The 25,370-nt window shown below is 69.6% G+C and carries 24 protein-coding genes and 1 riboswitch; of the genes, 13 read left to right on the top strand and 11 right to left on the bottom strand.

What is annotated here, in order from left to right; translation table 11 throughout:
* Window positions 1-145: 145 nt before the first annotated feature.
* The 4 genes from ACQEVY_RS12175 to ACQEVY_RS12160 form a co-directional block, all read right to left on the bottom strand.
* Window positions 146-826 (bottom strand): response regulator, encoded by a 681-nt coding sequence (locus tag ACQEVY_RS12175; RefSeq protein WP_432947716.1) that lies wholly within the window; start codon window positions 824-826, stop codon window positions 146-148.
* Entirely contained in the window at window positions 823-2,529 is a 1,707-nt protein-coding gene (locus ACQEVY_RS12170) for an ATP-binding protein (RefSeq protein ID WP_432947714.1), read from the bottom strand. Before ACQEVY_RS12170 ends, ACQEVY_RS12175 begins: the two co-directional genes overlap by 4 nt.
* Before the next feature lie 71 nt (window positions 2,530-2,600).
* Window positions 2,601-3,551: a sucrase ferredoxin gene (locus ACQEVY_RS12165; RefSeq protein WP_432947712.1), complete on the bottom strand. Its 951-nt coding sequence runs from the start codon at window positions 3,549-3,551 to the stop codon at window positions 2,601-2,603.
* 64 nt (window positions 3,552-3,615) lie between these two features.
* Window positions 3,616-4,233: a DUF6082 family protein gene (locus tag ACQEVY_RS12160; RefSeq protein ID WP_432947710.1), complete on the bottom strand. Its 618-nt coding sequence runs from the start codon at window positions 4,231-4,233 to the stop codon at window positions 3,616-3,618.
* Window positions 4,234-4,255: 22 nt separating this feature from the next.
* Here ACQEVY_RS12160 and ACQEVY_RS12155 point away from each other — a divergent pair, with 22 nt between their 5' ends.
* Complete coding sequence (locus tag ACQEVY_RS12155) at window positions 4,256-4,420, top strand: hypothetical protein (RefSeq protein WP_432947708.1); 165 nt, start codon at window positions 4,256-4,258, stop codon at window positions 4,418-4,420.
* A 103-nt stretch (window positions 4,421-4,523) separates the two neighbouring features.
* Here the strand turns inward: ACQEVY_RS12155 and ACQEVY_RS12150 are convergent, their stop codons facing one another.
* Window positions 4,524-4,760, bottom strand: coding sequence for a hypothetical protein (locus ACQEVY_RS12150; protein ID WP_432947706.1), 237 nt, complete (start codon window positions 4,758-4,760; stop codon window positions 4,524-4,526).
* A gap of 410 nt (window positions 4,761-5,170) precedes the next feature.
* Window positions 5,171-5,674: a DUF6082 family protein gene (locus ACQEVY_RS12145; RefSeq protein ID WP_432947704.1), complete on the bottom strand. Its 504-nt coding sequence runs from the start codon at window positions 5,672-5,674 to the stop codon at window positions 5,171-5,173.
* Window positions 5,675-5,999: 325 nt separating this feature from the next.
* On the opposite strand from ACQEVY_RS12145, the gene ACQEVY_RS12140 reads away from it, so the two are divergent.
* Entirely contained in the window at window positions 6,000-7,085 is a 1,086-nt protein-coding gene (locus ACQEVY_RS12140; protein ID WP_432947702.1) for a CobW family GTP-binding protein, read from the top strand.
* Here ACQEVY_RS12140 and ACQEVY_RS12135 read toward each other — a convergent pair whose 3' ends face one another.
* Window positions 7,086-9,536 carry a DNA gyrase/topoisomerase IV subunit A gene (locus ACQEVY_RS12135; protein WP_432947700.1) on the bottom strand — a complete coding sequence of 817 codons (2,451 nt, stop codon included), beginning with the start codon at window positions 9,534-9,536 and terminating at the stop codon, window positions 7,086-7,088. It lies immediately after the preceding gene.
* A gap of 236 nt (window positions 9,537-9,772) precedes the next feature.
* Here ACQEVY_RS12135 and ACQEVY_RS12130 point away from each other — a divergent pair, with 236 nt between their 5' ends.
* The 4 genes from ACQEVY_RS12130 to ACQEVY_RS12115 all read left to right on the top strand — a co-directional run bounded on the left by ACQEVY_RS12130 (window position 9,773) and on the right by ACQEVY_RS12115 (window position 14,584).
* Window positions 9,773-11,116, top strand: coding sequence for a M16 family metallopeptidase (locus ACQEVY_RS12130; protein WP_432947698.1), 1,344 nt, complete (start codon window positions 9,773-9,775; stop codon window positions 11,114-11,116).
* Window positions 11,113-12,504 (top strand): M16 family metallopeptidase, encoded by a 1,392-nt coding sequence (locus ACQEVY_RS12125; RefSeq protein ID WP_432947696.1) that lies wholly within the window; start codon window positions 11,113-11,115, stop codon window positions 12,502-12,504. The genes ACQEVY_RS12130 and ACQEVY_RS12125 overlap by 4 nt, the downstream gene beginning before the upstream one ends.
* 213 nt (window positions 12,505-12,717) lie before the next feature.
* Window positions 12,718-12,875: riboswitch (cyclic di-AMP (ydaO/yuaA leader) on the top strand.
* Between the two features lie 13 nt (window positions 12,876-12,888).
* On the top strand, window positions 12,889-13,677 hold the full coding sequence (locus ACQEVY_RS12120; RefSeq protein WP_432947694.1) for a M23 family metallopeptidase: 789 nt from the start codon (window positions 12,889-12,891) through the stop codon (window positions 13,675-13,677).
* 211 nt (window positions 13,678-13,888) lie between these two features.
* Window positions 13,889-14,584, top strand: coding sequence for a GntR family transcriptional regulator (locus tag ACQEVY_RS12115; RefSeq protein WP_328768187.1), 696 nt, complete (start codon window positions 13,889-13,891; stop codon window positions 14,582-14,584).
* A 147-nt stretch (window positions 14,585-14,731) separates the two neighbouring features.
* On the opposite strand, the gene ACQEVY_RS12110 is transcribed toward ACQEVY_RS12115, so the two are convergent.
* Complete coding sequence (locus ACQEVY_RS12110; RefSeq protein ID WP_165339183.1) at window positions 14,732-15,013, bottom strand: HPr family phosphocarrier protein; 282 nt, start codon at window positions 15,011-15,013, stop codon at window positions 14,732-14,734.
* Between the two features lie 178 nt (window positions 15,014-15,191).
* Here ACQEVY_RS12110 and ACQEVY_RS12105 point away from each other — a divergent pair, with 178 nt between their 5' ends.
* The 5 genes from ACQEVY_RS12105 (at window position 15,192) to ACQEVY_RS12085 (ending at window position 20,809) form a co-directional block, all read left to right on the top strand.
* Window positions 15,192-17,996: a GNAT family N-acetyltransferase gene (locus ACQEVY_RS12105; protein ID WP_432947691.1), complete on the top strand. Its 2,805-nt coding sequence runs from the start codon at window positions 15,192-15,194 to the stop codon at window positions 17,994-17,996.
* A gap of 41 nt (window positions 17,997-18,037) precedes the next feature.
* Entirely contained in the window at window positions 18,038-18,625 is a 588-nt protein-coding gene (locus ACQEVY_RS12100; RefSeq protein WP_165339181.1) for a DUF5998 family protein, read from the top strand.
* Window positions 18,625-19,818, top strand: a complete 1,194-nt coding sequence (locus ACQEVY_RS12095; protein WP_432947689.1) for an alkaline phosphatase family protein — start codon at window positions 18,625-18,627, stop codon at window positions 19,816-19,818. The genes ACQEVY_RS12100 and ACQEVY_RS12095 overlap by 1 nt, the downstream gene beginning before the upstream one ends.
* 53 nt (window positions 19,819-19,871) lie before the next feature.
* Entirely contained in the window at window positions 19,872-20,522 is a 651-nt protein-coding gene (locus ACQEVY_RS12090; protein ID WP_432947687.1) for a thymidine kinase, read from the top strand.
* A 71-nt stretch (window positions 20,523-20,593) separates the two neighbouring features.
* Window positions 20,594-20,809 (top strand): hypothetical protein, encoded by a 216-nt coding sequence (locus tag ACQEVY_RS12085; protein ID WP_432947685.1) that lies wholly within the window; start codon window positions 20,594-20,596, stop codon window positions 20,807-20,809.
* Between the two features lie 44 nt (window positions 20,810-20,853).
* On the opposite strand, the gene ACQEVY_RS12080 is transcribed toward ACQEVY_RS12085, so the two are convergent.
* Window positions 20,854-21,606 (bottom strand): class I SAM-dependent methyltransferase, encoded by a 753-nt coding sequence (locus ACQEVY_RS12080; protein WP_432947683.1) that lies wholly within the window; start codon window positions 21,604-21,606, stop codon window positions 20,854-20,856.
* Window positions 21,607-21,608: 2 nt separating this feature from the next.
* Window positions 21,609-21,989, bottom strand: a complete 381-nt coding sequence (locus ACQEVY_RS12075) for an ArsR/SmtB family transcription factor (protein ID WP_432947681.1) — start codon at window positions 21,987-21,989, stop codon at window positions 21,609-21,611.
* Between the two features lie 459 nt (window positions 21,990-22,448).
* Between ACQEVY_RS12075 and ACQEVY_RS12070 the strand changes: the two genes are divergently transcribed.
* Both ACQEVY_RS12070 and ACQEVY_RS12065 read left to right on the top strand, forming a co-directional pair.
* Window positions 22,449-23,243: an LppX_LprAFG lipoprotein gene (locus ACQEVY_RS12070; protein WP_432947679.1), complete on the top strand. Its 795-nt coding sequence runs from the start codon at window positions 22,449-22,451 to the stop codon at window positions 23,241-23,243.
* 217 nt (window positions 23,244-23,460) lie between these two features.
* Window positions 23,461-23,985, top strand: a complete 525-nt coding sequence (locus tag ACQEVY_RS12065; RefSeq protein ID WP_432947677.1) for a hypothetical protein — start codon at window positions 23,461-23,463, stop codon at window positions 23,983-23,985.
* 107 nt (window positions 23,986-24,092) lie between these two features.
* On the opposite strand, the gene ACQEVY_RS12060 is transcribed toward ACQEVY_RS12065, so the two are convergent.
* Window positions 24,093-24,692: a hypothetical protein gene (locus ACQEVY_RS12060; protein WP_432947675.1), complete on the bottom strand. Its 600-nt coding sequence runs from the start codon at window positions 24,690-24,692 to the stop codon at window positions 24,093-24,095.
* Between the last annotated feature and the right edge of the window lie 678 nt (window positions 24,693-25,370).

Here is a 25,370-nt window from a genome sequence, read left to right as displayed (position 1 = left end):
GCACCTCTACGGTCGCAAGGCAGGTGCTCAGACGCAGAGTTGGTGAAGAAGCAGGCCGCGGGCCGAGTTTCCTCGCACGGCTGGCCTCCCCTGACAGCTGTGCTGAGGTGGGCGCGGTCGCGACTCCCGTACCTCGGTCGTGCCCTCAGGCGCGGGTCGCCCAGACGTAACGGTGCTCCGGGCGGCCCGCGTCGCCGTATTTGAGGCTCAGCGTCGCCCTCCCGGTGCGCTCCAGGAGCTTCAGATAGCGCTGGGCGGTCTGCCGGCTGAGCCCCGTGCGTTCCGCGATCTCCTGGGCCGACAGAGGGCCTTCGGCGCTCAGCAGCGCCTGGCGTACGGCCTGTGCGGTGGTGGGGGAGTGGCCCTTGGGCAGATTCGGCTCCGAACCCGCGGAGAGGGCGCCGAAGATCCGGTCGACCTCGGCCTGTTCGGCTTCGCCTCCGCCGTCGAGGGTCCGGCGCAAGGTCGCGTACGCCTCCAGCTTGGCGCGCAGTCCGGCGAAGGCGAACGGTTTGACCAGGTATTGGAGCGCGCCCTGCCGCATGGCCGCCTGGACCGTGGAGACGTCACGGGCCGCGGTCACCATGATCACGTCGGTCTGGTGGCCGCGCCGCCGCATCTCCTGTACGACGGTGAGTCCCGTCTCGTCGGGCAGATAGTGGTCCAGGAGCACCAGATCCAGCTGCGGCAGCGCCTCCACCTGCCGCAGCGCGTCGGCCGCGGAGTGCGCCTGGCCGGCGACATGGAAGCCCGCGACCTTCTCGACGTAGGCGGCGTTGACTCGGGCGACCCGGGTGTCGTCGTCCACGACCAGCACCTCGATCATCGCGACTCCTCCTTGGTGGCCGTGGTGCCTGCCACGGCGGCTTGCCGCGTCTCGTACCTGGCGTCGGCCCGTCCGGGCTCCGGCGTGAGTCCCGGCTCCGCCAGCGCATCCGGCAGCACGATGGTGAACTCGGCGCCCCCGCCATCCGCCTCGGCGACCCGCGCGCTGCCGCCCTGCCGCTCGGCGAGCCGACGCACCAAGGAGAGGCCGATTCCGCGCTTTCCGTGCGCTGGAGGCTTCTTGGTGGACCATCCGTCGGTGAAGACCAACTCGCGTTGTTCGGCGGGGATTCCGGGCCCGGTATCCCGCACCCTGAGCACTGCCGTACGCCCCTCCGCGCGCAATTCGACCTCCACGCGCGCGTGCTGCTCGCCTGCGACGGCGTCGAGCGCGTTGTCGACCAGGTTGCCCACGATCGTGACGAGTCCACGTGGATCGATCAACTGGTCGGGGAACAGCGTGCTGTCCGAGATCGACAGTGCCACTCCGCGCTCCGCCGCGACGGTGGCCTTGCCGACCAACAGGGCGGCGAGCAACGGGTCGTGGATCTTCTCGGTGACCTGTTCCGCGGTGACCCTGTGGTCGCCGACCACCTCACCGACGAACTCCACGGCGTCGTCGTACATCTCCAGCTCCAGCAGACCGAGGAGCGTGTGCATACGGTTGGCGTGCTCGTGGTCCTGGGCGCGCAGGGCGTCGATCAGGCCGCGGGTGGAGTCGAGTTCGCGGCCGAGCTGCTCCAGTTCGGTGCGGTCGCGCAACGTGGCGACGGCGCCGCCGTCGTCGGTGGGCATCCGGTTGGCGACCAGGACGCGCTGACCGCGGACGGTGAGCAGATCGGTGCCGGTGACGCGTCCGGCCAGTACATCGGTCGTACGTCCCTCGCCGAGGGCCTCGTCGAGCGGCTGCCCGACCACCTCGTCGCCGATGCCCAGTAGGCGCTGAGCCTCGTCGTTGAGGAGCCGGATCCTGCCACCGCGGTCCAGGGCGACGACGCCCTCCCTGATGCCGTGCAGCATCGCCTCGCGTTCCGCGAGGAGCGCGGCGATGTCCGAGAAGGCCAGGTCGCGGGTCTGCCGCTGGACTCGCCTGGAGATCAGATACGCGGCCAGCGCACCGACGGCCATGGCCCCGCCCGCGTACGCGAAGAGGCCCGGGATCGCGTTGAGGAGCCGGGCGCGCACACTGTCGTACTCGATGCCGACGGAGACCGCGCCGATGATGTCGCCCGCGGCGTTGCGCAACGGCACCTTGCCGCGGGCCGAGCGGCCCAGCGTCCCGCTGTCGATCTCCATGACCTCCTGGCCGGCCAGGGCCTTGCCGGGGTCGGTCGAGACCTTGCCGCCGATCCGTTCGGGGTCGGTGTGCGACCAGCGGACGCCGTCCGTGTTCATCACCACGACGTACTCGGCCCCGCTGGCCTTCCGGATCCGCTCCGCCTCGGCCTGTACGGGTCCGTCGGCCGTGGGCCGCGTCGACGCCAGGTCCTCGGCGAACTGCGGCTGCGCGGCCGTGGTCTGCGCGATCGCGAGGGCGCGGCGCATCGCCTGGTCATCGAGCTGGTCGCTGAGCGGAGCGAGGAACAGCCCGGTCGCGAGCACGGCGACTCCGGCGGCGATCGCCACCTGCATCAGCAGCACCTGCGAAAACATCCGTTTCGGCATGCCGAGGCGGAGTCGTCGGGCAGGGGGAGTGGGACTCATGCCTATGACGGTACGGGGGCGAGCATGCCGTGCCGTAGGGGTGTGGCGTGGATCTCTTGAGCGAGGCGTGATCAGGGAGCTACGAGGCTCGCCGCGGCCGGACGGGAGAGCTCGCGTATCGCCAGTACGTCCATCCGGGCCGGGGAGCCGAGGGCCGAGCCGCAGCTTTCCTGGCGGGGCGGCAGCGAGGCGCCCTGGGCGACGGTCACGCGCCAGATGCGGCCGTCGGTGTGGGCGACGGTCACCTCCCAGCGCGGCGCGGTGCCGTCCGTGCGGACGACCGTCAGCGTGTCCGCGGCCTCCTCGCCGGCCGCCGTGCGGACCGCCAGCTCGGCCGCCTGGCCGGGGCGCTCCCAGGCGGAGCTCCCGCGGCACCCTTCGGTGACCACACGCCCTTCCCGTACGCCCTGGAGTACCTCCTTGACGGCGTGTGCCTCCGCGCGCCCGTACGCGTAGCCGAACGGCAGCACGAGCAAGGTCGGCGAAAATCGGTGGCCTCCCAAGTGGGTGACCTCCCATGCGCCGTCCACTCCGGAGGCGGCGAGTTCGGCGGCGAGGGGGCGGCCGAGGAGGGCGCAGCAGCGGTCGCGCTTGCCGTTGGTGCAGACGAGGGCGAGGGGGTCGCCAGTGTGGGGGCGGCCGTCGAGAACGGTGTCGAAGGTGCCGGATGCGCCTCCGCCCAGTGCGGCGAAGTCAAGTTCGAGCAGCTGCTCGGGGTCTGACGTTGTGGCGCTGTGCAGCCATACGTTTCCTGGAGCGGTGTGGGCCGCGTACACCTTGCGCTCGGCAGCTGTGTGGCAGTCGGCATGCCGTCCCGGGCGTCGGATCAGCGCGATGCGTACGCCGGTGCCCTCCGCTGCCCTCTCCAGAGCGCGGCCGAGGTCCGGATCCAGATGGCTCGAGGTCAGCGCTCTGGCACCCCAGGGCCCGGGCTGTTCCAGCAGCAGCCACGTCCGCGCGGTGGCGGCAGTCCCCGCAAGGGGCTCGTCCAGGTCCCGGGAGACCTTCGTGCAGGTACTCACGGAGGTAAGCCTAACCTGAGTTGCCTGTGGGACTTTCGGGGCTACCGGGCCAGAGTTGCAGGGCCTACGGCGGAGGTGTTCCGCCCGTCGTTGCTTCGTTGATCGCTCGCTCGAAGATCCGAAAGAGCCGCGCCTCGTCGCTGTCTGGCGGTAGGGAGGCCTTCGCAGCACGAGACGCGCTCCAATAGCGGCGGAACGCGGGGCTTTGGACCAGTGACCGCGCATGAATGAGCAGTTCGGCCTCTGTGATACCTCCCCACCCGTAGACGAGCACGTAGTGGCTGAAGGTGAGGTTGGCGAAGAGATGTTGGCGTATTACGGAGTGGGATTGGCCCGGGTAGTCGTTCCAGACTTCAGCGAGAGAGGGGTCGTCCATCGACATGTGCGTCAGCTGAACGTGAAGGCTGCGCATATCCGCCGCGGCACTCCTGCGGAGTTCGGCACGAGATGCCGCCAACTCATCGCGTTGGAGGGACAGCTCCTTACGCTGCAACTGGAGTTCCCGCTGCTGGAAGAGAAGCGTCGTGACGAGCAGGAGCAGGGCCAGGCCTGAGAAGACCGCACTGGCGGCGCCGAAGTAGTCGCCCAGATCGCTTCGTTCGGCGGCGGCCCGCTGACTGCCGTTCACCCGCTCGACGCCGTCGATCAGCCAGCCGCTGACAACGATGGAAGCGGCTCCCACGAGGAGGAGTCCGGCAACGGCCGTGGCCAACCAGGCGGAGATCCGCGCTGCCGAACGCCATAAAGGACTACTCGCCACCGATCCCTCCCCGGAGTCCGCCGAATACTTCCCGGCACGCGGCGCGGAAAACCCGGGCCGGCCCGGACGGGCACAGGGAAAGCCCGGCATCGCGTTGATGCCGGGCTGAAGGCGTCTCAACCGTGTAGGCGGGATGCCCGATCGGAGCTCGTTCTCGAGGTCTCTGTAGCTTCTGCGTCGACTGGAGCGATCGCGCCGCGGATCGCCCGTTCTCAGGCGTCTGGAATGTCTGCCTTTGCGCGTACCAGAGTCTCGCGCGTGATGACCACGATCCGTTCATAGTCAGCCCGTGCGGCGTCGGGCGGAAGCTCGCCGTCGAGCGCATCCGTAGCCTCGGTCCCAATGACGGCGAAGCGGCCATCACTGAGCTCGAAGATATCGGGGCATGACTGACCAGTGGCGCTGCCTCGCTCGCGTGGTGAAGCCCCGACGCGTCGCACGATCTTCACGGATAGGTACCAGCCTTACTCGGAGTGGTGAGGGCTCTCCGAGTAGTCCTCGGAGGGAGAGGGAAGTGGAAGTGGATCTCCGAGTGAGGTGTTCGTCGGAGCGTGGCGATCTTCGAGCATGGGTGTTCGTCGGAAGGGTGGTGATCTCCAAGCGGGGGTGTTCGCTGGAGGGGGAGTCTCGGGCGCGCGGGTGTGCGCCGGAGTGTGCCCGCGGGCAGGCGCCACAATATTCGTTTTCTGTTGCTGGTGGGACTTGAAACAGTGCACGAGACGAGTGATTTCTGCCTGGCCACTTGACAGACATGGGGCGTTTGGGTGATAAGCGGCTTCCGGGACCCGAGTGACGCAACGATGGCTGACGGGCATGCGCGGAAGCCGTGAGCGTCGGGGGAGAACGGCAGCGTGTGGGATCAAGGGGTTTCTTCGGGCGGTGCCCCCACGACCCACCATTCGTCGGTGTCGGAATCAGCCTGTTCCTGCATCAAGTCGTCCATCATCTGACCGAGTTCGGCCTCTTCCGACGAGTCCGGCAGGCTCTCCCGGTGGTGCTGGGTCGCCGCCCAGTACTCCTGGAAGATCCTGTTCTGGCACATGATGCGGAGGTGTCCGTGGAGCTCTCGCCGGGTCAGGGCACCGATCCGGTGGAAGTACAGAGCGTTGGTGTAGAGGGCGTTGGCGAAGAGGTACTGCCGCTGCTTCTCAGGAGCGATGTCGACTTCGTACGTGTTGAGGACCGCGGCGAGGGCAGGGTCGACCATGGCCTTGCAGAGCAGGTCGAAATGGAGCCGGTGCTGCTCGGTCAGTGCGGCACGCCTTCGGTGCCGTGTCCCCGCCTCTGCGACGACCCCGGCCGCGGACACGAGCCTTCCCCGGGCGGCAGAAAGCCACCCCTTCAACGTACTCTGTGTGGCCATGTCAACCCCCGAATCAGGCGACCGTCCGCCGGTCGTCGGGTGCGGGTCGACAGGGAACGGACCGGCGAGCGGGTGGGCGGCGCGCTTGCCGTCTTCCAGGGTGCCGAGCGGCTCTGATCGGCTGGGAGGCGGCTAAGAGGGCGCACAGGGGGAAGCGCGGGTCGCGTTTCCTGGCGCCATGTCCAACGTGTGCCCCCTGAACGCCGCTAACAATCGTTCACTTCGCGGGGTTTCCACCGGCTCGTATCCTGAGTCGGCATTCAATCCTCGTAACGAGAGCCGGTCCACGAGCCGGTGCACGCATCGGTGTGAGAGAGGTCGCGCGTTGAGTCCTGCCAGCCCCCAGCAGATCCCGGTCGTCGTCCTCGCGGGCTTCCTCGGGTCCGGCAAGACCACGCTGCTCAACCACGTCCTGCACAGCAGCGGGGGCAGCCGTATCGGGGCCGTCGTCAATGACTTCGGGGCGATCGAGATCGACGCGATGGCGGTCGCCGGGGCGCTCGGGGACTCGACCGTCTCCCTCGGGAACGGGTGCCTGTGCTGCGCGGTCGACGCGAGCGAACTCGACGTCTTCCTGGAGCGGCTGGCCCAGCCCTCCGCCGGTATCGACGTCATCGTCATCGAGGCGAGCGGTCTCGCCGAGCCGCAGGAGCTCGTGCGGATGCTGCTCGCCAGTGAGAACCCGCGCGTCGTCTACGGCGGGCTCGTGGAGGTCGTCGACGCCGCCGAGTTCGACGACACGAGGCAGAAGCATCCCGAGATCGACCGGCATCTCGGCATCGCCGATCTCGTCGTCGTCAACAAGGCGGACCGGTCCGAGGAGCCTGAGCGTGTACTCCGACTCGTCCGGACGCTGACGGACCGTGCCGCCGTCGTCCCCGCCACGTACGGGCGGATCGACCCGGAGCTCCTCTTCGACTGCAAACCGTCAACGGAGCGGATCGGGCAGCTGTCCTTCGACGACCTTCATGAGCACGCCCATGAGGATGGCCGCGAGCACTCCGGACACCTGCACTCCGCCTACGAATCCCTCGCCTTCACCTCTGAAGTGCCGCTCGGGCCGCGCCGGTTGATGGACTTCCTCGACAGTAGGCCGGAGGGCCTCTATCGCATCAAGGGGTACGTCGATTTCGGTGCGGCCGACATGCGCAACCGGTACGCCGTGCATGCCGTGGGCCGGTTCCTGCGGTTCTACCCGGAGGCCTGGGCGCCCGGCGAGGAGCGCCGCACCCAGCTCGTCCTCATTGGCTCCGGCATCGACGCCCCCGCGCTCGGCAAGGAGTTGGAGGCGTGCAAGGAGGACGCCCCACACGCCGACGAGCACAGCATGTGGGGCGTCCTCCGTTACGTACAAGATCCAGACGCGCGGGAGCAGAGCCTGGAGCCCGTGCAATCGGGCCCCGAGGCCTGATCAGACCGGTCCCGCCACCACCGACACCGTCTTCGGCAGCGAGACGCCCGAGCCGTCGCGGCGCGGGTCCATCTCCGGCAGGTCGGCCGGTGTGCCGTTCTTCTGCGCGGCCTGGGCAGGAGCGGGGCCGGCCCAGGCCAGGCTGAGGCAGTCCTCGCCCTTCAGGAAGCGCTGGCAGCGCACACCGCCCGTGGCGCGGCCCTTGCGGGGGTACTGGTCGAAGGGCGTCAGCTTTGCGGTCGTCTGGACCGAGTCGTCGAGCGTGCCGCGCGAGCCGGCCACCGTGAAGACCACCGCGTCCGCAGCCGGGTCGACGGCGGTGAAGGAGATCACCTTGGCCCCTTCGATGAGCTTGATGCCCGCCACGCCGCCCGCGGGCCTGCCCTGCGGGCGGACCTGGGAGGCCTGGTAGCGCAGCAGTTGGGCGTCATCGGTGATGAAGACGAGGTCCTCCTCGCCCGTGCGCAGCTCGGCCGCGCCGACGATCCGGTCGCCCTCCTTGAGCGTGATGACCTCCAACTCCTCCTTGTTGGACGGGTAGTCGGGCACCACACGCTTGACCACACCCTGCTGTGTGCCGAGCGCCAGACCCGGCGAGGACTCGTCGAGCGTGGTCAGGCAGACGACGTCCTCGTCGGCCTCCAGGGTGAGGAACTCCGAAATCGGCGCTCCTCCGGCCAGGTTGGGCGCCGCGGTCGTCTCGGGCAGCTGCGGCAGGTCGATCACGTTCATCCGCAGCAGGCGTCCGGCCGAGGTGACCGCGCCGACCTCGCCCAGGGCCGTCGCCGGGACGGCCGAGACGATCAGATCGTGCTTGGCGCGCTTGCCGTCACTCTCCCCGAAGGGGTCACCGTTCGCCGTACGGGCGAGAAGTCCCGTCGACGACAGCAGTACCCGGCACGGATCGTCGGCCACCTGCAGAGGTACGGCCGTGGCGGTGGCTCCCGAGGACTCGAGCAGCACCGTACGTCGCGGGGTGCCGAACTTCTTGGCCACCGCGGCCAGTTCGCCCGACACCAGCTTGCGCAGCTCGGCGTCCGACTCCAGGATGCGGGTCAGCTCCTCGATCTCCAGGTTGAGCCGGTCGCGCTCCGACTCCAGCTCGATGCGGTCGAACCGGGTGAGCCGGCGCAGCGGGGTGTCCAGGATGTACTGCGTCTGGACGTCGCTCAGCGAGAAGTGCTCGATCAGGCGCTCCTTGGCCTGTGCGGAGTTGTCGCTGGAGCGGATGAGGCGGATGACCTCGTCGATGTCCAGGAGGGCGACCAGCAGACCCTCGACCAGATGCAGCCGGTCCCGCTTCTTGCCGCGGCGGAACTCCGACCTCCGCCGCACCACCTCGAAGCGATGGTCGAGGTAGACCTCCAGGAGCTCCTTGAGGCCCAGCGTGAGGGGCTGGCCGTCCACCAGCGCGACGTTGTTGATGCCGAAGGACTCCTCCATGGGCGTCAGCTTGTAGAGCTGCTCCAGGACGGCCTCCGGCACGAAGCCGTTCTTGATCTCGATGACCAGGCGCAGGCCGTGCGAGCGGTCGGTGAGGTCCTTGACGTCGGCGATGCCCTGCAGCTTCTTGGCGCCGACCAGGTCCTTGATCTTGGCGATCACCTTCTCCGGGCCCACGGTGAAGGGCAGCTCCGTGACGACGAGGCCCTTCCTGCGCGCCGTCACGTGCTCCACGGAGACCGTCGCGCGGATCTTGAAGCTGCCGCGGCCCGATTCGTATGCGTCCCTGATCCCGGAGAGGCCGACGATCCGCCCGCCCGTGGGCAGGTCGGGCCCCGGGATGTGCTTCATGAGGGTCTCGAGATCGGCGCCGGGGTGCCGGATCAGATGCCGGGCGGCGGCGATCACCTCGCCGAGGTTGTGCGGCGGCATGTTCGTGGCCATACCGACCGCGATGCCCGAGGCGCCGTTCACCAGCAGGTTCGGATACGCGGCCGGGAGGACGCCCGGCTCCTGCTCCTGGCCGTCGTAGTTCGGTGAGAAGTCGACCGTGTTCTCGTCGATCGACTCCGTCATCAGGGAGGTCGCGTCGGCCATCCGGCACTCGGTGTACCGCATGGCGGCCGGCGGGTCGTCGTTGCCCAGCGAGCCGAAGTTGCCGTGGCCGTCCACCAGGGGCAGGCGCATCGAGAAGGGCTGGGCCAGGCGCACCAAGGCGTCGTAGATCGATGCGTCGCCGTGGGGGTGCAACTTACCCATGACTTCGCCGACGACGCGGGCGCACTTCACATAGCCGCGGTCGGGGCGCAGCCCCATCTCGTTCATCTGGTAGACGATGCGGCGGTGTACGGGCTTGAGGCCGTCGCGGGCGTCCGGCAGGGCCCTGGAGTAGATCACCGAGTACGCGTACTCGAGGAAGGAGCCCTGCATCTCGTCGACGACGTCGATGTCGAGGATGCGCTCCTCGAAGTCGTCTGGCGGCGGGGTCTTCGTGCTGCGGCGGGCCATCGCTGCTGCGACTCCTTCACAGTGTCTGCCGGGGCATGAACGGGATCTGACGAGCTCCATTGTGGACCGCCCCACTGACAACCCGGACCACGCCCCATGCACAGAGGTCCGGGAGGACACGCGCCCGCTCGCTCTCGGCGTAGCCGTTCCGGGAACTTCGCCAGCTGTCAGCGCGCTTGCATACAGTGGCATGACTAGCAGGAATTCAGCAGTTTTCCGCGATCGAAGGGACGTACATGCCCATGGGTCACACGGCCACCGTCGAGGCCGGCTCCGGCGGGCTGACAGCGACCGAGCACCGCCTGGCCAACGGCCTGCGCGTGGTGCTCTCCGAAGATCATCTGACCCCGGTCGCGGCGGTGTGCCTCTGGTACGACGTCGGCTCGCGCCACGAGGTCAAGGGCCTGACCGGACTTGCTCACCTCTTCGAGCACCTGATGTTCCAGGGCTCGGCCCAGGTGAAGGGCAACGGCCACTTCGAGCTCGTGCAGGGCGCGGGCGGTTCGCTCAACGGCACCACCAGTTTCGAGCGCACCAACTATTTCGAGACCATGCCCACGCACCAGCTGGAGCTCGCCCTCTGGCTGGAGGCCGACCGCATGGGCTCGCTGCTCACCGCGCTCGACGACGAGTCGATGGAGAACCAGCGCGACGTCGTCAAGAACGAGCGCCGCCAGCGCTACGACAACGTCCCCTATGGCACCGCTTTCGAGAAGCTGACCGCCCTCGCGTACCCGGAGGGCCACCCGTATCACCACACCCCCATCGGGTCGATGGCCGACCTGGACGCGGCCACCCTGGAGGACGCCCGCGCGTTCTTCCGCACCTACTACGCGCCCAACAACGCCGTTCTGTCGATCGTCGGCGACATCGACCCGGAGGCGACGCTCGCCTGGGTCGAGAAGTACTTCGGCTCCATCCCGGGGCACGACGGCAAGCCCGCCCCGCGTGACGGCTCCCTGCCGGACATCATCGGCGAGCAGCTGCGCGAGGTCGTCGAGGAGGAGGTCCCGGCTCGCGCGCTGATGGCCGCCTACCGGCTCCCGGAGGACGGCACGCGCGCGTGCGACGCGGCCGACCTCGCCCTGACCGTCCTCGGCGGCGGCGAGTCGTCCCGCCTCTACAACCGGCTCGTACGCCGCGACCGTACGGCTGTGGCGGCCGGTTTCGGTCTGCTGCGCCTGGCCGGAGCGCCCTCCCTGGGCTGGCTCGACGTGAAGACCTCCGGTGACGTGGAGGTCCCCGTCATCGAGGCGGCCGTCGACGAGGAGCTCGCCCGGTTCGCCGAGGAGGGTCCCACGGCCGAGGAAATGGAGCGCGCCCAGGCCCAGTTGGAGCGCGAGTGGCTGGACCGGCTCGGTACGGTCGCAGGCCGCGCCGATGAACTCTGCCGGTACGCCGTGCTGTTCGGCGACCCGCAGCTCGCCCTGACCGCCGTACAGCGCGTGCTCGACGTCACGGCCGAGGAGGTCCAGGAGGCCGCCAAGGCCCGACTGCGCCCCGACAACCGCGCGGTGCTCGTGTACGAGCCGATCGCCACCGACGAGGAGACCGCCACCGACGAGGAGAGCGCCCAGTGACCGAGGCCACCGTGACCATCGACTTCCATCCCCAGCCCCAGGCCGGCGAGGCCAAGCCCTGGGCCTTCCCGGCGCCCGAGCGCGGTGCGCTCGACAACGGCCTGACGGTGCTGCGCTGCCACCGCCCCGGCCAGCAGGTCGTCGCCGTGGAAATCCTCCTGAACGCACCGCTGGAGGCCGAGCCGCAGGGCCTGGACGGTGTCGCCACGATCATGGCGCGTGCGTTCTCCGAAGGCACCGACAAGCACTCAGCCGAGGAGTTCGCCGCCGAACTGGAGCGCTGCGGCGCCACGTTGGACTCGCACGCCGACCACCCGGGCGTACGGCTGAGCCTCGAGGTCCCGGTATCGCGGCTCCCGAAGGCGCTCGGTCTGCTCGCCGACGCCCTCAGGGCGCCCGCTTTCGAGGACAGCGAGGTCGAACGGCTCGTCCGCAACCGGCTCGACGAGATCCCGCACGAGACCGCCAACCCGGCCCGCCGCGCCGCCAAGGAGCTCTCCAAGCAGCTCTTCCCGGCGACCTCGCGCATGTCGCGCCCGCGCCAGGGCACCGAGGAGACGGTCGCGGCCATCGACTCGGCGGCGGTACGCGCCTTCTACGAGAAGCATGTACGCCCCGCCACGGCCACCGCGGTCGTCGTGGGCGACCTCACCGGTGTCGACCTCGACGGACTGCTCGGTGACACGCTCGGCGCCTGGACCGGCTCGCCGGCCGAAGCGCGTCCCGTGCCTCCGGTGACCGCCGACGACACCGGCCGCGTGGTCATCGTCGACCGCCCAGGAGCCGTGCAGACGCAGCTGCTCATCGGCCGCGTCGGCGCCGACCGGCACGACCGTGTGTGGCCCGCCCAGGTGCTCGGCACGTACTGCCTCGGCGGCACCCTCACCTCGCGTCTCGACCGCGTCCTGCGCGAGGAAAAGGGCTACACCTACGGTGTGCGGGCGTTCGGCCAGGTGCTGCGCTCCGCCCCGGACGGTACGGGCGTCGCGATGCTCGCCATCAGCGGCTCGGTGGACACCCCGAACACCGGCCCGGCGCTGGACGACCTCTGGAAGGTGCTGCGTACGCTCGCGGCCGAGGGTCTGACGGACGCCGAGCGCGATATCGCCGTACAGAACCTGGTGGGTGTGGCGCCGCTCAAGTACGAGACCGCGGCCGCCGTCGCCGGCACGCTCGCCGACCAGGTCGAGCAGCACCTGCCGGACGACTTCCAGGCGACCCTGTACCGCCAACTCGCCGCGACGGGCACCGTGGAGGCCACCGCGGCCGCCGTGAGCGCCTTCCCGGTGGACCGTCTGGTGACCGTCCTCGTCGGGGACGCCGCCCAGATCGAGGAGCCCGTCAAGGCCCTCGGAATCGGTGAAGTGAGCGTGGTCCCGGCCGAGTAGAGCCGCCGCACATCCCAGGGACCCTGGAGGCTGATGAGCCTCCAGGGTCCCTCTTTGTCCAAATTGATTGGATTGGTTGCGAGTTGGTATGGAGGTTGTGTGTCTGGCCTGTGGCGTGCGCTACAAAAGCCGTCATCCGTTTGTTATTTGAGAGATGACCCGCTTAGCGTCAGTCCGGCTGTCCGTCAGGCACTGCGCCGCACCCGCGGCACCGGACAGTCATCGCCGAGTCCCCGTACGGCGCGAGCCAGGGGAGCCGGGGACCCATCGCAGTCCCTGGGGTGAATCGGGCGCCCTCCAGGAGGGGGCCCGTAGGAGACCTTCCTGCTCCGAACCCGTCAGCTAACCCGGTAGGCGAGAAGGAAGGAAAGGACAAGCCACTTCATGGCGTTCACCCGCGCCACCGGGAAGCACCGTCGCCCGAGCCGTACGAAGCGCACGTCCTCGAGGACCGTTGGCGTAGCGACACTCGCCACCACCGGTGTCATCGGCACTCTGGCCGCCCCGGCGTTCGCCGGCCCGTCCACTGCCAAGCAGACAGGGCTGACCCAGGCCGTCACCATGGGCGACTCGGTCGCCGACCAGATCGACGCCCAGGCCCACGCCCAACGGCAGGCCGCCGAGGAGGCCGCCGCCCGTCAGGCAGCGGAAGAGGCCGCCAAGAAGCGGGCCGCCGAGCAGAAGGCCCGCGCCGAGGCGAAGGCCAAGGCGGAGCGTGCGGCCGAGGAGCGCGCCGCCCGTGAGGCCGAGCGCAAGCGCCTGCTCAACTCCTTCGTCTCGCCGATCAGCGACTCGTACGTCTCGACCGGCTACAAGGCCGGCGGCTCCGTCTGGTCGTCGGGCAGCCACACCGGCGTCGACTTCCACGCCGCCAGCGGCACGACCGTCCGCTCCGTGGGCGCCGGCACCGTCGTCGAGGCCGGCTTCGAGGGCTCGTACGGCAACCAGGTCGTCATCAAGATGAACGACGGGACGTACACGCAGTACGCCCACATGTCGTCCCTCTCCGTCTCCGTCGGCCAGAGCGTCACCCCGGGCCAGCAGATAGGCCTCTCCGGGGCGACCGGCAACGTCACCGGAGCGCACCTGCACTTCGAGGCGCGTACGTCCCAGGAGTACGGCTCGGACATGGACCCCGTCGCCTACCTCCGCTCGCACGGCGTGAACCTCTGACGACTCACCGCACCCTTCCCGAGGGCCCCGGCTCGCCGAGCCGGGGCTTTCGTGCGTCTTGACCGGACGTCTGCCTGTTCTGCGCGACTATGTGTCCAAAAAAACGCCATGGATTCCGGCCCGCCATCGGAATTTCCCGCACTCTGCAATAGAGTCACCGAACGAGCGTCAATCGACCGCGTTTCGCGGGGATTAAGGCGGAGGTCCGGTCATGCGTATTCCCGCGCACTCGGTATGCACGGCGATCCGTGACGACATCGTGGCGGGTGTCTACGAACGCGGCAGCCGGCTCACCGAGGAACTCCTCGCGCGTCGCTACGGCGTCTCGCGGGTCCCCGTGCGGGAGGCGCTGCGCACGCTGGAGGCAGAGGGCTTCGTCGTCACCCGCAGGCATGCGGGCGCGTGCGTCGCGGAACCCACCGAGCAGGAGGCCGCGGACCTGCTGGAGATGCGCATGCTCCTGGAGCCGCTGGGCGCCGCGCGCGCCGCACAGCGGCGTACGGAGGCGCACCTCAAGGTGCTGCGAGGCCTCGTCAGGCTGGGCCAGGAGCGGGCCAGGAAGGGCCAGGGCGAGGATCTGCGCTCGCTGGGCGGCTGGTTCCACGAGACGCTCGCACAGGCCTCCGGCAGCCCCGCGCTGACCTCGATGCTCACCCAGCTGCGGCACAAGATCGCCTGGATGTACGCGGTCGAGGCGCCGGCCCATCCCGCCGAGTCCTGGTCGGAGCACGGCGGCATCGTGGACGCCGTCGCGCGCGGCGACAGCGAGCGGGCCCGGGCGATCACGGCCTTGCACACCGAGCGGGCGACGGCCGCGCACCGGCTGCGCTTTCCCGGGCACGGTGATCGCGTGGAGCGTGTGAGGACTTCGCAACACCCCGTAAACACGGCGAGCCTGCGGCATTAACAGTGGCGCCGTATACAAAGGGGGAGTAATTCGCGGGGGATTATTTCTGCTGCCCGCAACCTGGAATTGCAAAGGGCCCGCCCGGTATTTCGGGCGAGCCCTTTTGGTGCGCGTGCGGGACGGCGTCTTTTGAACGCGACCCTTGAGTCACACAGTTTCGGGCAGCTCTTCGAGCCCTTCCGAAACCAGCTTGGCCAAGCGGTCGAGCGCGGCGTCCGCGCCCTCGGCGTCGGAGGCCAGGACGATCTCCTCGCCGCCCTTGGCGCCCAGGCCGAGCACCGCGAGCATGGACGCGGCGTTGACGGGGTTGCCGTCCGCCTTGGAGATCGTCACAGGGACGCCGGCGGCCGTGGCCGCGCGGACGAAGATGGAGGCGGGGCGGGCGTGGAGGCCCTCGGCCCAGCCGACGTTGACGCGGCGCTCAGCCATGTGATGCTGCCCTTCAGGTGTGCTCAGGTGTGCTCAGGTTGTCTAGACCACTATTCCATACGTGAAGCGCCCCCCGGCGGGCGCCGGCCCGGCAGAGGCCACGAGCCCATGCGGGGGCCCGAGTCGGGCCCCGGACTGCCTCGCGCCATTGTCGGACACGAGCCGTACTCTGGGGCCCATGCAGACCTCGTCGGATCGGCACGAGTATCCCGCCCACTGGGAGGCCGACGTCGTGCTGCGCGACGGCGGCACCGCGCGCATCCGGCCGATCACGGCCGACGACGCCGACCGCCTGGTCAGCTTCTACGAGCAGGTGTCCGACGAGTCGAAGTACTACCGCTTCTTCGCGCCGTACCCGCGCCTGTCCGCCAAGGATGTCCACCGCTTCACGCACCACGACTTTGTGGACCGGGTGGGACTCGCGGCCACGGTCGGCGGCGAGTTCATCGCCACCGTACGCTACGACCGCATCGACGCCGAGGGGCTGCCCGCCTCGTCTCCCGCCGACGAGGCCGAGGTCGCCTTCCTCGTGCAGGACGCCCACCAGGGCCGCGGTGTGGCCTCAGCGCTGCTGGAGCACATCGCCGCGGTGGCCAGGGAGCGCGGCATCCGCCGGTTCGCCGCCGAGGTGCTGCCCGCCAACAGCAAGATGATCAAGGTGTTCACGGACGCCGGCTACCAGCAGCAGCGCAGCTTCGAAGACGGCGTCGTACGCCTGGAGTTCGACCTGGAACCCACCGACCGCTCACGCGCGGTGCAGTGGGCCCGGGAGCAGCGGGCCGAGGCGCGGTCCGTGGCGCGGCTCCTCGCGCCCGGTTCGGTCGCCGTCATCGGGGCGGGCCGCGCGCCCGGGGGAGTGGGGCGCAGCGTCCTGGACAACCTCCGCGACGCCGGGTTCGGCGGACGGCTGTACGCGGTGAACAGGGCCCTCCAGGAGAAGGAACTCGGCGGGGTCACGGCGTACCGCTCGATCCGCGACATCCCCGACCCCGTCGATCTCGCCGTGGTCGCCGTCCCGGCCGAGCACGTCCCTCAGACCGTCGCCGACTGCGGTGAACACGGCGTGCAGGGGCTCGTCGTACTCACCGCGGGGTACGCCGAGAGCGGCCCCGAAGGACGGGAGCGCCAGCGTGAACTCGTGCGCCACGCGCGCGCGTACGGCATGCGCATCATCGGACCCAACGCCTTCGGGGTCATCAACACCGCACCGGATGTACGGCTCAACGCCTCGCTCGCGCCCAAGATGCCGCGGGCCGGACGCATCGGTCTGTTCGCGCAGTCCGGTGCCATCGGGATCGCGCTGCTGTCCCGGCTGCAGCGGCGCGGCGGCGGCGTCACAGGCGTGACCGGGGTGTCGACGTTCATCTCGTCGGGCAACCGCGCGGACGTGTCCGGCAACGACGTACTGCAGTACTGGTACGACGACCCCGACACCGATGTCGCGCTGATGTACCTCGAATCCATCGGCAACCCAAGGAAGTTCACGCGCCTCGCGCGCCGGACCGCCGCGGCCAAGCCGCTCGTAGTGGTGCAGGGGGCACGGCACAGCGGGTCCGCGCCTCCCGGCCATGCCGTACGAGCCACACGGCTGCCGCACGCGACCGTGTCCGAGCTGCTGCGGCAGGCCGGGGTGATCAGGGTGGACACGATCACCGAGCTCGTCGACGCCGGGCTGCTGCTGGCCCGCCAGCCGCTCCCCGCCGGACCGCGTGTGGCGATCCTCGGGAACTCCGAGTCGCTGGGGCTGCTCACGTACGACGCCTGTCTTGCCGAAGGGCTTCAGCCGTTGCCGCCGATGGACCTGACCACGGCGGCATCGGCGGAGGACTTCCATGCGGCGCTCGCGCACGCACTGGCCGATGACGCCTGTGACGCCGTCGTGGTCACCGCCATACCGGCGGTCGGTGAGACCTCGCCTTCCGACGCCGCCCTCGCCGAGGCGCTCCGCTCGGCCGCCGCGGCGTCCCCGGCGAAGCCGGTCCTCGTGGTCCACGTGGAACTCGGCGGGCTCGCCGAAGCCCTCTCCGCCGCCACCAGCACCGCGCCCCACGCCGTCGAACCTCAGGTGCCGCCGCCCGCCGAACGCCCGGCGGCGCGGACCCCCGCGGACGATTCCACTCTCATCCCCGCTTACCCCGCGGCTGAACGCGCCGTCCGCGCCCTCGCCGAGGCCGTCAGATACGGGCACTGGCGCCGGGACGCCGCAGAGCCCGGCCGGGTGCCCGAGTTCGAGGACATCGACGAGAAGGGGGCCGCCGAGCAGATCGACGCGCTGCTGGCCGAGGGCGACCCGGCCGGGCTCACGCTCGGCCCCGAGGACACCTGTGCGCTGCTCGGCCGGTACGGCATCGACGTACGCCGTGCTCTGCCCGCGCCGACGCCCGACGAGGCCGTGGCGGCGGCCGAGCGCTCCGGTTATCCCGTGGCGCTGAAGGCCACCGCCGCGCACCTGCGGCACCGGGCCGACCTGGGTGGCGTACGACTGGATCTGGCGGACGAGGAGCAACTGCGGCGGGCGTACACGGAATTGACCGAGCTCTTCGGGACGCCCGCCGAACTGCGCCCGGTGGTGCAGAGCATGGCGCCCCGCGGCGTCGACACCGTCGTCCGCGCGGTGATCGACCCGGCGGCGGGGCCGGTGCTCTCGTTCAGCCTCGCCGGAGCCGCCTCGGAGCTGCTCGGAGACACCGCGCACCGGCTGATTCCGGTCACCGACCGCGAGGCGGCCTCGCTGGTCCGGTCGATCCGGACGGCGCCGCTCCTCTTCGGCTGGCGGGGTTCGGCGCCAGCGGACACGGCGGCACTGGAGGAACTGTTGTTGCGCCTGTCGCGCCTTGTGGACGACCACCCGGAGGTCGTCTCCGTCACCCTGGAACCCGTGGTCGTCGCCCCGCGCGGGCTGACCGCGCTCGGTGCCTCCGTGCGGCTCGCGCCCCCGCCCGCCCGCGGCGACCTCGGTCCGCGCACGCTTCCTGTGTACTGAGCGGTGCCTCGCAGTCAGTGCGCCCCCGTAGGATGGGCGCCATGGCCAAGACCAGTACATCGACCCAGGGGCTGCGAGCGGCGATCGAGCGCAGCGGCTACTACCCGGCCCTCGTGGCCGAGGCGGTGGAAGCCGCTGTCGGCGGCGAGGCCATCCGGTCGTTTCTGGTCCACCAGGAGACGACGTTCGACGCCAACGAGGTGCGTCGGCATGTGACGGTGCTCGTCCTCACCGACAACCGCTTCATCGTGAGCCACACCGACGAGCAGGCCGCGGACAGCACGTCCCCGACGCCGTACGCGACGACGTCCACCGAGTCCGTGAAGCTTGGCCGGATCTCGTCGGTCGTCCTCAGCCGGGTCGTTGCCAACCCGGAGAAGTACGTGCCCGGGACACTGCCCCGCGAGGTCGTCCTCACCATCGGCTGGGGCGCGGTCTCCCGCCTCGACCTGGAGCCGGCAGCCTGCGGCGACCCCAACTGCGAAGCGGACCACGGCTATACGGGCAGCTCGACGGCCGACGACCTCAGCCTGCGCGTCAGCGAGGCCGGGGACGGACCGGACGCCGTGCGTCAGACGCTCGCCTTCGCCCAGTCGCTCTCCGAGGCGACCGCGGACGTCACTCCGTAATGGCGCAGCCGCTCTGGGATCACCCGGAACCCCTGACCATCGAGTCCGCACCCGTGCCCGAGTACGGCTCCGGTTCGCTCGCCGATCTGCTGCCCACGCTCGCCGCGGGCATGGGCGTACCGAATCTGGCCGCCACGCTCACGGATCTGACCCCGGCCGACCGGAACTGCGTCTTTCTGATCGACGGCCTCGGCTGGGAGCAGCTGAGGGCGCATCCCGAAGAGGCCCCGTTCATGAGCTCCCTCCTGGGCAGCTCCCGCGGTGGCACCGGCCGTCCGATCACCGCCGCCTACCCCGCGACCACCGCGACCTCGCTCGCCACGGTCGGTACGGGGCTGGCGCCGGGCGTCCACGGCCTGCCCGGCTACACGGTGCGCAATCCGGACACCGGCGAGCTGATGAACCAGCTCCGCTGGAATCCCTGGACACCGCCGAACGTCTGGCAGCCGTACCCCACGGTCTTCGAGCTGGCCGACCGGGCAGGCGTACACGCCGCGCAGGTCTCCTCGCCGACCTTCGAGAACACGCCCCTGACGAGGGTCGCGCTGAGCGGCGGAACGTTTCACGGGCGCCTGTCCGGCGAGGAGCGCATGGACTTCGCCGCCGAGCAACTGGCTGCCGGGGACCGCTCGTTGGTCTACACGTACTACGCCGAGGTGGACGGCAAGGGCCACCGCTTCGGCGTCGACTCGGACCCCTGGCGCGGACAACTCATGTACGTGGACCGCCTGGTCCAGCGACTGGCCGAGCAACTGCCGCCGCGCACGGCCCTGTACATCACCGCCGACCACGGCATGATCGACATCCCCTTCGGCGAGCCGCACCGCATCGACTTCGACGAGGACTGGGAGCTACGTGCCGGAGTCGCCCTGCTCGGCGGCGAGGGCCGCGCCCGGCATGTTTACGCCGTCCCGGGCGCCGAGTCGGACGTACTGACCTGCTGGCGCGAGGTGCTCGGCGAGCAGTTCTGGGTGGCGTCCCGGGACGAGGCGATCGCCGCGGGCTGGTTCGGGCAGCCCGACCGGATCGAGGAGCGGGTGTACGCCCGCATCGGCGACGTGGTCGCGGCGGCCCGCGACGACGTCCTGCTCATCGCCTCGCAGCGGGAGCCCAAGGAGTCGTCGATGCTCGGCAACCACGGTTCGCTGACCCCCGCCGAGCAGCTGGTCCCGCTGCTCGAAGTACGCTCCTGATCGTCGGCCGCCTCGCCACTGAACCGCCCCCGCTGAAAGGTGCTCAACTCGCCATGCCCGAGCTGGTGTTCTTCTCCGGGACGATGGACTGCGGGAAGTCGACTTTGGCGCTTCAGATTGGGCACAACCGTTCGGCCAGAGGGCTCCAGGGTGTGATCTTCACGCGGGACGATCGCGCCGGCGAGGGGAAGTTGTCGTCGCGTTTGGGCTTGGTCACGGACGCGGTTGAGGCGGCTCCGGGCATGGACCTGTACGGGTACCTGGTGGAGCAGATGTCGCACGGTGCCAAGGTTGACTACGTGATCGTGGACGAGGCGCAGTTCCTCGCGCCGGAGCAGATCGACCAGTTGGCCCGGATCGTGGACGATCTCGTCCTGGACGTCTTCGCGTTCGGCATCACCACGGATTTCCGCACCAAGCTCTTCCCTGGCTCGCAGCGTTTGATCGAACTCGCAGACCGCGTGGAGACGTTGCAGGTCGAGGCGATGTGCTGGTGCGGCGCACGAGCCACCCACAACGCGCGGACGCTGGCTGGGGAGATGGTGGTCGAGGGCGAGCAGGTGGTGGTGGGGGATGTGGTCGGCTCGGCGGCGGAGGTGGGGTATGAGGTGCTGTGCCGGCGTCATCACCGCAGGCGGATGACGAGCGCGGCTGCCCGTGCGGGGGCGTTGTCGCCGGATGTGTTGCCGGTCAGCTCCGGCTGATTTCCTGTCGGGGGACGTCAGTGGACACGTGAACCGGTAAACCGTCAGCACTCGGTCGCAGGCTCGAGGCCATGGCAGGAACCAGAGTCGGGCATCGCTCACTCGGAGGCCGGGGGTGGCTCTTCGGTGGGCAGAAGGAAGTCGGGGGACGCGTGCCGCCGATGGCCGCGCAAATCGCGTTGGCCCACGCCGGAGGGGGCCCCGACGTGACGCTGCGCTTCTCGATGTCGGGTCTCACGGTGCGGCGCCGGGACCACTGGACCGAGATCACGGTCGGCACGTACTGAGACCACTTGGGAAAGCCGTCCCCGCGCAACTCGGGCAGCGGCGCTCAGCGCCGGAGCGCTGCCAGGACGCCGCTGTGTCCGTACTGCCACACCGGGCCCGCCGCGGCGAAGCCCGCCTTGTGGAGCAGCTCGATGTGGCGGTCGGCGGAGAGTCCGTTGTCCGCGCCTCCGGTCGGCATGCGCGCTTGTCTTTCGGCCATCAACTGTGCCAGTTCCGGGGCTTGTTCGGCCTCTCGCCACCAAGACGCCCAGTCGGGGCGGCCCGGCACACCGCGCCGCTCGGCCGCACGCCGGCCCACCTCTCCGGTGAGTGCGGACAGGGCGGCGTTTTCGGGCAGGAAGTGGTCCGCATTGACGAGTACGCCGCCGGGGCGCAGCAGGTGGTGCAACTGTCCGTAGACCTCCAGGAGGCTCTTCTCCGGGAGGTAGTGCAGCGCGGTGCTGGACACCACGGCGTCCAGGGGGCGGCTCAGCTCCAGCGCCTCGATCCAGCCGTCAGTCCCGATCACCGTCTCGACCAGTCGGATGGTGCTGCCATAGGAGGCACGGCCGAGGGCGAGCAGCAGCGGATCGGCATCCACCCCGACGACCTCCCAGTGCGGGTGCGTGACGGCGAGCCGTGCGGCCAGGCTGCCCGGGCCGCAGCCTAGATCGGCGACAAGGGGGTATGCCGCGCCCTGGGTGGCATGGGCCACTACGTCGGCGATCACTGTGAAGCGTTCCTCGCGCCCGATGGCGTAGTGCTCCTGCTGGGCGTCCCAGCTGTGGATCCATCGGTCGGCTGTTTCCGTGCTCATCTTCACCATCGTGGGCGTCTGCTCCTTGCCGGTCGGTGGGAGTCGCGCAGGCCCAGGCCCGGGCACAGGTGCTCGACGTGGTGCACGGTCTGGTCAGGGGGTTGGGCGACGTGGACGTCGTACAGGCTGTAGACGGTGCGGCGGCCGCCGCGGCGCCCGGTGACCAGACCGAGCATGCGCAGCGCCCGCAGTTGGTGGGAGACCCCGGACTGCTCCATGCCGACGGTGGCGGCCAGTTCTCCGACCGGGTACGGGGAGGGCCGCAGGGTGGTGAGGGTCAGCAGGCGGGAGGGCGGGGTCAGCGCCTGCGGGGTGGCGGCGATGGAGGAGGCGGTGGCGTCATCGAGGCGGGCGCCCGCGAGAACCGTGTGGCCGCCCGCCAAGTCAGCGTCGGGCTTCGAGACCTGCTGATCGACGGCGGGTTGCCCGACCGTTCACTCCGGATCACCCCCCTGCAAGCCGGGCCGTCAGGTAACGAAGAGCGTAAGCGTAAATGAAAACGATGTCCATCTAGCTTGGTGTCATTGAGCTCAGTGGTGACTGTTGCCGATCTCATCGGTCTGATCTGGGCGTAGTTCAGACGCCCGGCCTGGCGGGCACGGAACCTGAAGGCGTCCATGTGCTGGGGCAGCTGCCCGAACTCGATCCCGGCTGGCGACTGATGGCTGATGGTCCGCCTCGGGTTCGGGAGAGCGCCCGTCGCACCCGATGTCACGTCAGGAGCCGGTTAGGAACAGGGCGGCGAGGCCGAAATCCCCGGGGCCCCGTCACCGGTTTCGTGCGAAGATCTCCAGGCTCTCTCGGGCACCACCCTGCCGCTGTACCGATTCCTCGGAGAACCCATGCGCCGCGCCCATCTCGTCTCCGCCGCTGTGCTCCTGTTATGCACCGCTTGTTCCAGCGCTGCGGACCGTGACTCGGGGGAGGGGGCGAAGAAGGCCGTGGATCACGGGGTGGCCGTGCGCGCTGCGATCGAGAGGACGAGCGCGGACAGCGCTCGCGTGGAGGAGAAGATCGAGCTGCGGTCCACCGACAGCTCCACGACGTACGTGCTCGCGATCGCCGGTGCCTTCGATCTGGCGGGTGACCGGGGCCGGCTCATGGTCGAGATCGAGGACAGCGGCATGGACCCCGTCGAGGAGGTCTTCGTCGGCGACACCGTCTATGTGCGGGGCTCGCAGGCGGTGGACGAGGACGAGTGGGCCTCGGCCGACCGGAGCGAGGCCCTGAGCCACTATTTCCTGCGGGCGCCGCTGAACGACCCCGAGCATCTGCTCCGCCAGATGAAGGTGATGCGGCAGGTGTCGAACGAGGGCGAGGAGCAGGTGAACGGCGCCCCTGCGGTGCACTACCGGGGCACGATCGACCACGCCACCGCGACGTACCGGATGACGACGCAGACGAAGAAGGGGATGGACAAACTGCGCGAGAAGCTGGGCGACGACATGCCCGTCTACGCGGACGTGTGGGTCGACGGGAAGGGGCGCGCCGTCCAGGTCCGGCTGTCCTTCTTCGGCGGTGTGAAGGCCATGACGACGATGACGCTGTCGGACTTCGGGACACCGGTGAAGGCCGAGGCGCCGCCGGCCAGGCTGGTCGTCCCCGTGACGGCGGGCGAGGACGTCCTGCTGGCCTGAGCGGGGCGAGCCCGGCGCGGGGGCCACCCTGGACGACAGTCAGGTTGAAGGGGGCGGCGACGGGGACGATACCGCCAGCCTGCGGCTGCGCGGACCGGCTTGCCGCGCGCCTGAGTTCTCCCAGCCGGGACCTGCGGTCGCCAAATTGGCCGTACGGGGACACTCACTGAAAGGGGAATGGGGAAACGGGCCCGCATGGCCACCGCCCTGACTACCGATGAAATCGTTGATCACCGCCGTCCGCGAGCATGACGAAGCTGCACACTTCCTCGCTTGGCCGGGCGATTTCGACCTGGACCGAGGCGACCATGTCGAGGATGTCCACCTCGCCTCGGGCGTCGCGCTGGAGGGGTTCGCCGGTGATGGCGCCGGGGGCACGTTCTTCTTCTGCGGTGAAGGCGGCGAGGAACGTCCTGTTTTGTATGCGGACTCCGAAGGAGGCGCGGCGCTGGTTGCGATCGGCCTGCCCGAACTTCTGCGGCTCCTGCTCGTCGCCCCATGGTGGCGCGACTGCCAAACGTTCACTGCGGAGGAACGCCATCGGCTCGCGGCCGAGTACCTGGAGGACATGCCAGACCTTGTGGCCCGACGCGACCGTGCCGCCGCGGCCCTTGGCCTTGCTCTGGCTACTGAAGGGGACGTCTTGGCCCGCTTGCGGGAGGTGGCGCTCGGCATCGGAAAGGACTTCGTCCTCATATTCACGCCGGAGGGCGAGCCCTACGATCCTCTCTTCACGGGCTGAGCCTGCAATTCCGGCGCCGTTGAACGCCACGTCAGCAGAATCAAAAACATCACCCGAAGATGCGCATCCCGCCGCTGGGACGCGGACGGTCAAACCGCGGTTGGTGGTCAGCAGCGCAGGCCAACGACGCCCCAGCCGCGGCGCTCTGCCTCCGTGACCACCTCTCCCCAGTCGGTGAGGAGGTCGGCAAACGACTCGAACGTCGTGATCCATCCGCCTGGCTCCGCAGCGTGCTGAGTGAACGGTTCACGCACGACTTCCAGTTGGGGTGCCGCCTGCCGCCACCATCCGGCGATCAGTGGCACGTGATCGGGCGGACACCACAGCAACAGGTCCGCGTCCCAGGTGCACGGCCGCTCCGGGAGCCCCGAACCGACCCCGGTGGTGTCCTCCAGACGGTGCCAGAACAGCGCGTCGTTGAACCGGTCCAGCGCCTCGCGCACTTTCGGCTCGACGAAGTCGCGTATGTGGTCCCAGCGGTGGCCGGCCCAGAAGTGCGGCTTGTACGAGCCGAACGTGTTCCGCAAGGCATACCTGCCATACCAGTCCTCACCCGGCTGTGCGGGCCACGACCAGCCATGCTCGAAGAGGTCGTCGCTGTACGCCTCTCCGAAGGCGGCATCGATCAGCAACTCTTCCCGGTCGCCGGGCGCGGCCGCCTCCACTCGCGACCAGTCCACGATCAGCACCTCTATCCCCACGCCCACCACGCCAGCGTAGGGCAGGGAAACGCACGTTGATCACCGCCGTGCTTGTCGCCGACCGCGACGCTCGGAGGGGCCAACTTCAACTCGGGCGCCCCGTCACAGCCGTTGACGCTTGCCCTGTCGCATTCGGTGTCCTATCTGCCGTCGCTTCCCTGTACGCGCTTGGATACGACACCCCTGCCCGACCCGTCAGTGCAGGTCAGGGGCCCTGTGAGCCACCGGCTGCGAGCGATCTCCTGCCTGATACCGGCACTGCCCCCGGCACGACAGCAGTCCTGCCCGTGAGTCTCCCAGCCATGGCTCATCTCCCCTTGGTCAGCGCTCGAACGGAACCGGAGTGGTGCGCGGCCGGTGCGGCGACCGGCGCCGGTAGGGCCGTCACTCATGGATGGTGCGCATCGAGGCCGCCGCTGACTGGTGGCTGTTCGTCTAATGAACATGCCCATTGAGCGTGACGGAGCTCACTCCCTAGCTTGTCGCTGCTCGGCAGGCCGGGGGTCACGAGGCCGAGCGTCCGGAATCGGGTCCTGAATCAGGTCCCGGAATCAGATGTGGTCGAAGAGCTACGCGGAGGCGCTCCGTGAGGGCTCCTGGGGCGGTTCGGCAGCGGTGTTGCCGGGGTGGCCGAGACAGAAGCATCCGTACCAAGGTCCGGCGGCGAACGCCGGTGCCACAGCT

Source organism: Streptomyces sp. CA-288835, assembly GCF_050936385.1.
In the GTDB taxonomy this organism is placed as follows: domain Bacteria; phylum Actinomycetota; class Actinomycetes; order Streptomycetales; family Streptomycetaceae; genus Streptomyces.
The sequence above is the reverse complement of the archived record's forward strand: the minus strand, read 5'-3'. Positions and strand labels throughout refer to the sequence as shown.

What these genes read in the sequence shown, in the direction of transcription:
- ACQEVY_RS12175 (WP_432947716.1), bottom strand. Translation starts at nt 826, where the DNA reads ATGATCGAGGTGCTGGTCGTGGACGACGACACCCGGGTCGCCCGAGTC.
- ACQEVY_RS12170 (WP_432947714.1), bottom strand. Translation starts at nt 2,529, where the DNA reads ATGAGTCCCACTCCCCCTGCCCGACGACTCCGCCTCGGCATGCCGAAA.
- ACQEVY_RS12145 (WP_432947704.1), bottom strand. Translation starts at nt 5,674, where the DNA reads ATGGCCACACAGAGTACGTTGAAGGGGTGGCTTTCTGCCGCCCGGGGA.
- ACQEVY_RS12135 (WP_432947700.1), bottom strand. Translation starts at nt 9,536, where the DNA reads ATGGCCCGCCGCAGCACGAAGACCCCGCCGCCAGACGACTTCGAGGAG.
- ACQEVY_RS12130 (WP_432947698.1), top strand. Translation starts at nt 9,773, where the DNA reads ATGCCCATGGGTCACACGGCCACCGTCGAGGCCGGCTCCGGCGGGCTG.
- ACQEVY_RS12120 (WP_432947694.1), top strand. Translation starts at nt 12,889, where the DNA reads ATGGCGTTCACCCGCGCCACCGGGAAGCACCGTCGCCCGAGCCGTACG.
- ACQEVY_RS12115 (WP_328768187.1), top strand. Translation starts at nt 13,889, where the DNA reads ATGCGTATTCCCGCGCACTCGGTATGCACGGCGATCCGTGACGACATC.
- ACQEVY_RS12110 (WP_165339183.1), bottom strand. Translation starts at nt 15,013, where the DNA reads ATGGCTGAGCGCCGCGTCAACGTCGGCTGGGCCGAGGGCCTCCACGCC.
- ACQEVY_RS12105 (WP_432947691.1), top strand. Translation starts at nt 15,192, where the DNA reads ATGCAGACCTCGTCGGATCGGCACGAGTATCCCGCCCACTGGGAGGCC.
- ACQEVY_RS12100 (WP_165339181.1), top strand. Translation starts at nt 18,038, where the DNA reads ATGGCCAAGACCAGTACATCGACCCAGGGGCTGCGAGCGGCGATCGAG.
- ACQEVY_RS12095 (WP_432947689.1), top strand. Translation starts at nt 18,625, where the DNA reads ATGGCGCAGCCGCTCTGGGATCACCCGGAACCCCTGACCATCGAGTCC.
- ACQEVY_RS12090 (WP_432947687.1), top strand. Translation starts at nt 19,872, where the DNA reads ATGCCCGAGCTGGTGTTCTTCTCCGGGACGATGGACTGCGGGAAGTCG.
- ACQEVY_RS12085 (WP_432947685.1), top strand. Translation starts at nt 20,594, where the DNA reads ATGGCAGGAACCAGAGTCGGGCATCGCTCACTCGGAGGCCGGGGGTGG.
- ACQEVY_RS12080 (WP_432947683.1), bottom strand. Translation starts at nt 21,606, where the DNA reads ATGAGCACGGAAACAGCCGACCGATGGATCCACAGCTGGGACGCCCAG.
- ACQEVY_RS12070 (WP_432947679.1), top strand. Translation starts at nt 22,449, where the DNA reads ATGCGCCGCGCCCATCTCGTCTCCGCCGCTGTGCTCCTGTTATGCACC.
- ACQEVY_RS12065 (WP_432947677.1), top strand. Translation starts at nt 23,461, where the DNA reads ATGAAATCGTTGATCACCGCCGTCCGCGAGCATGACGAAGCTGCACAC.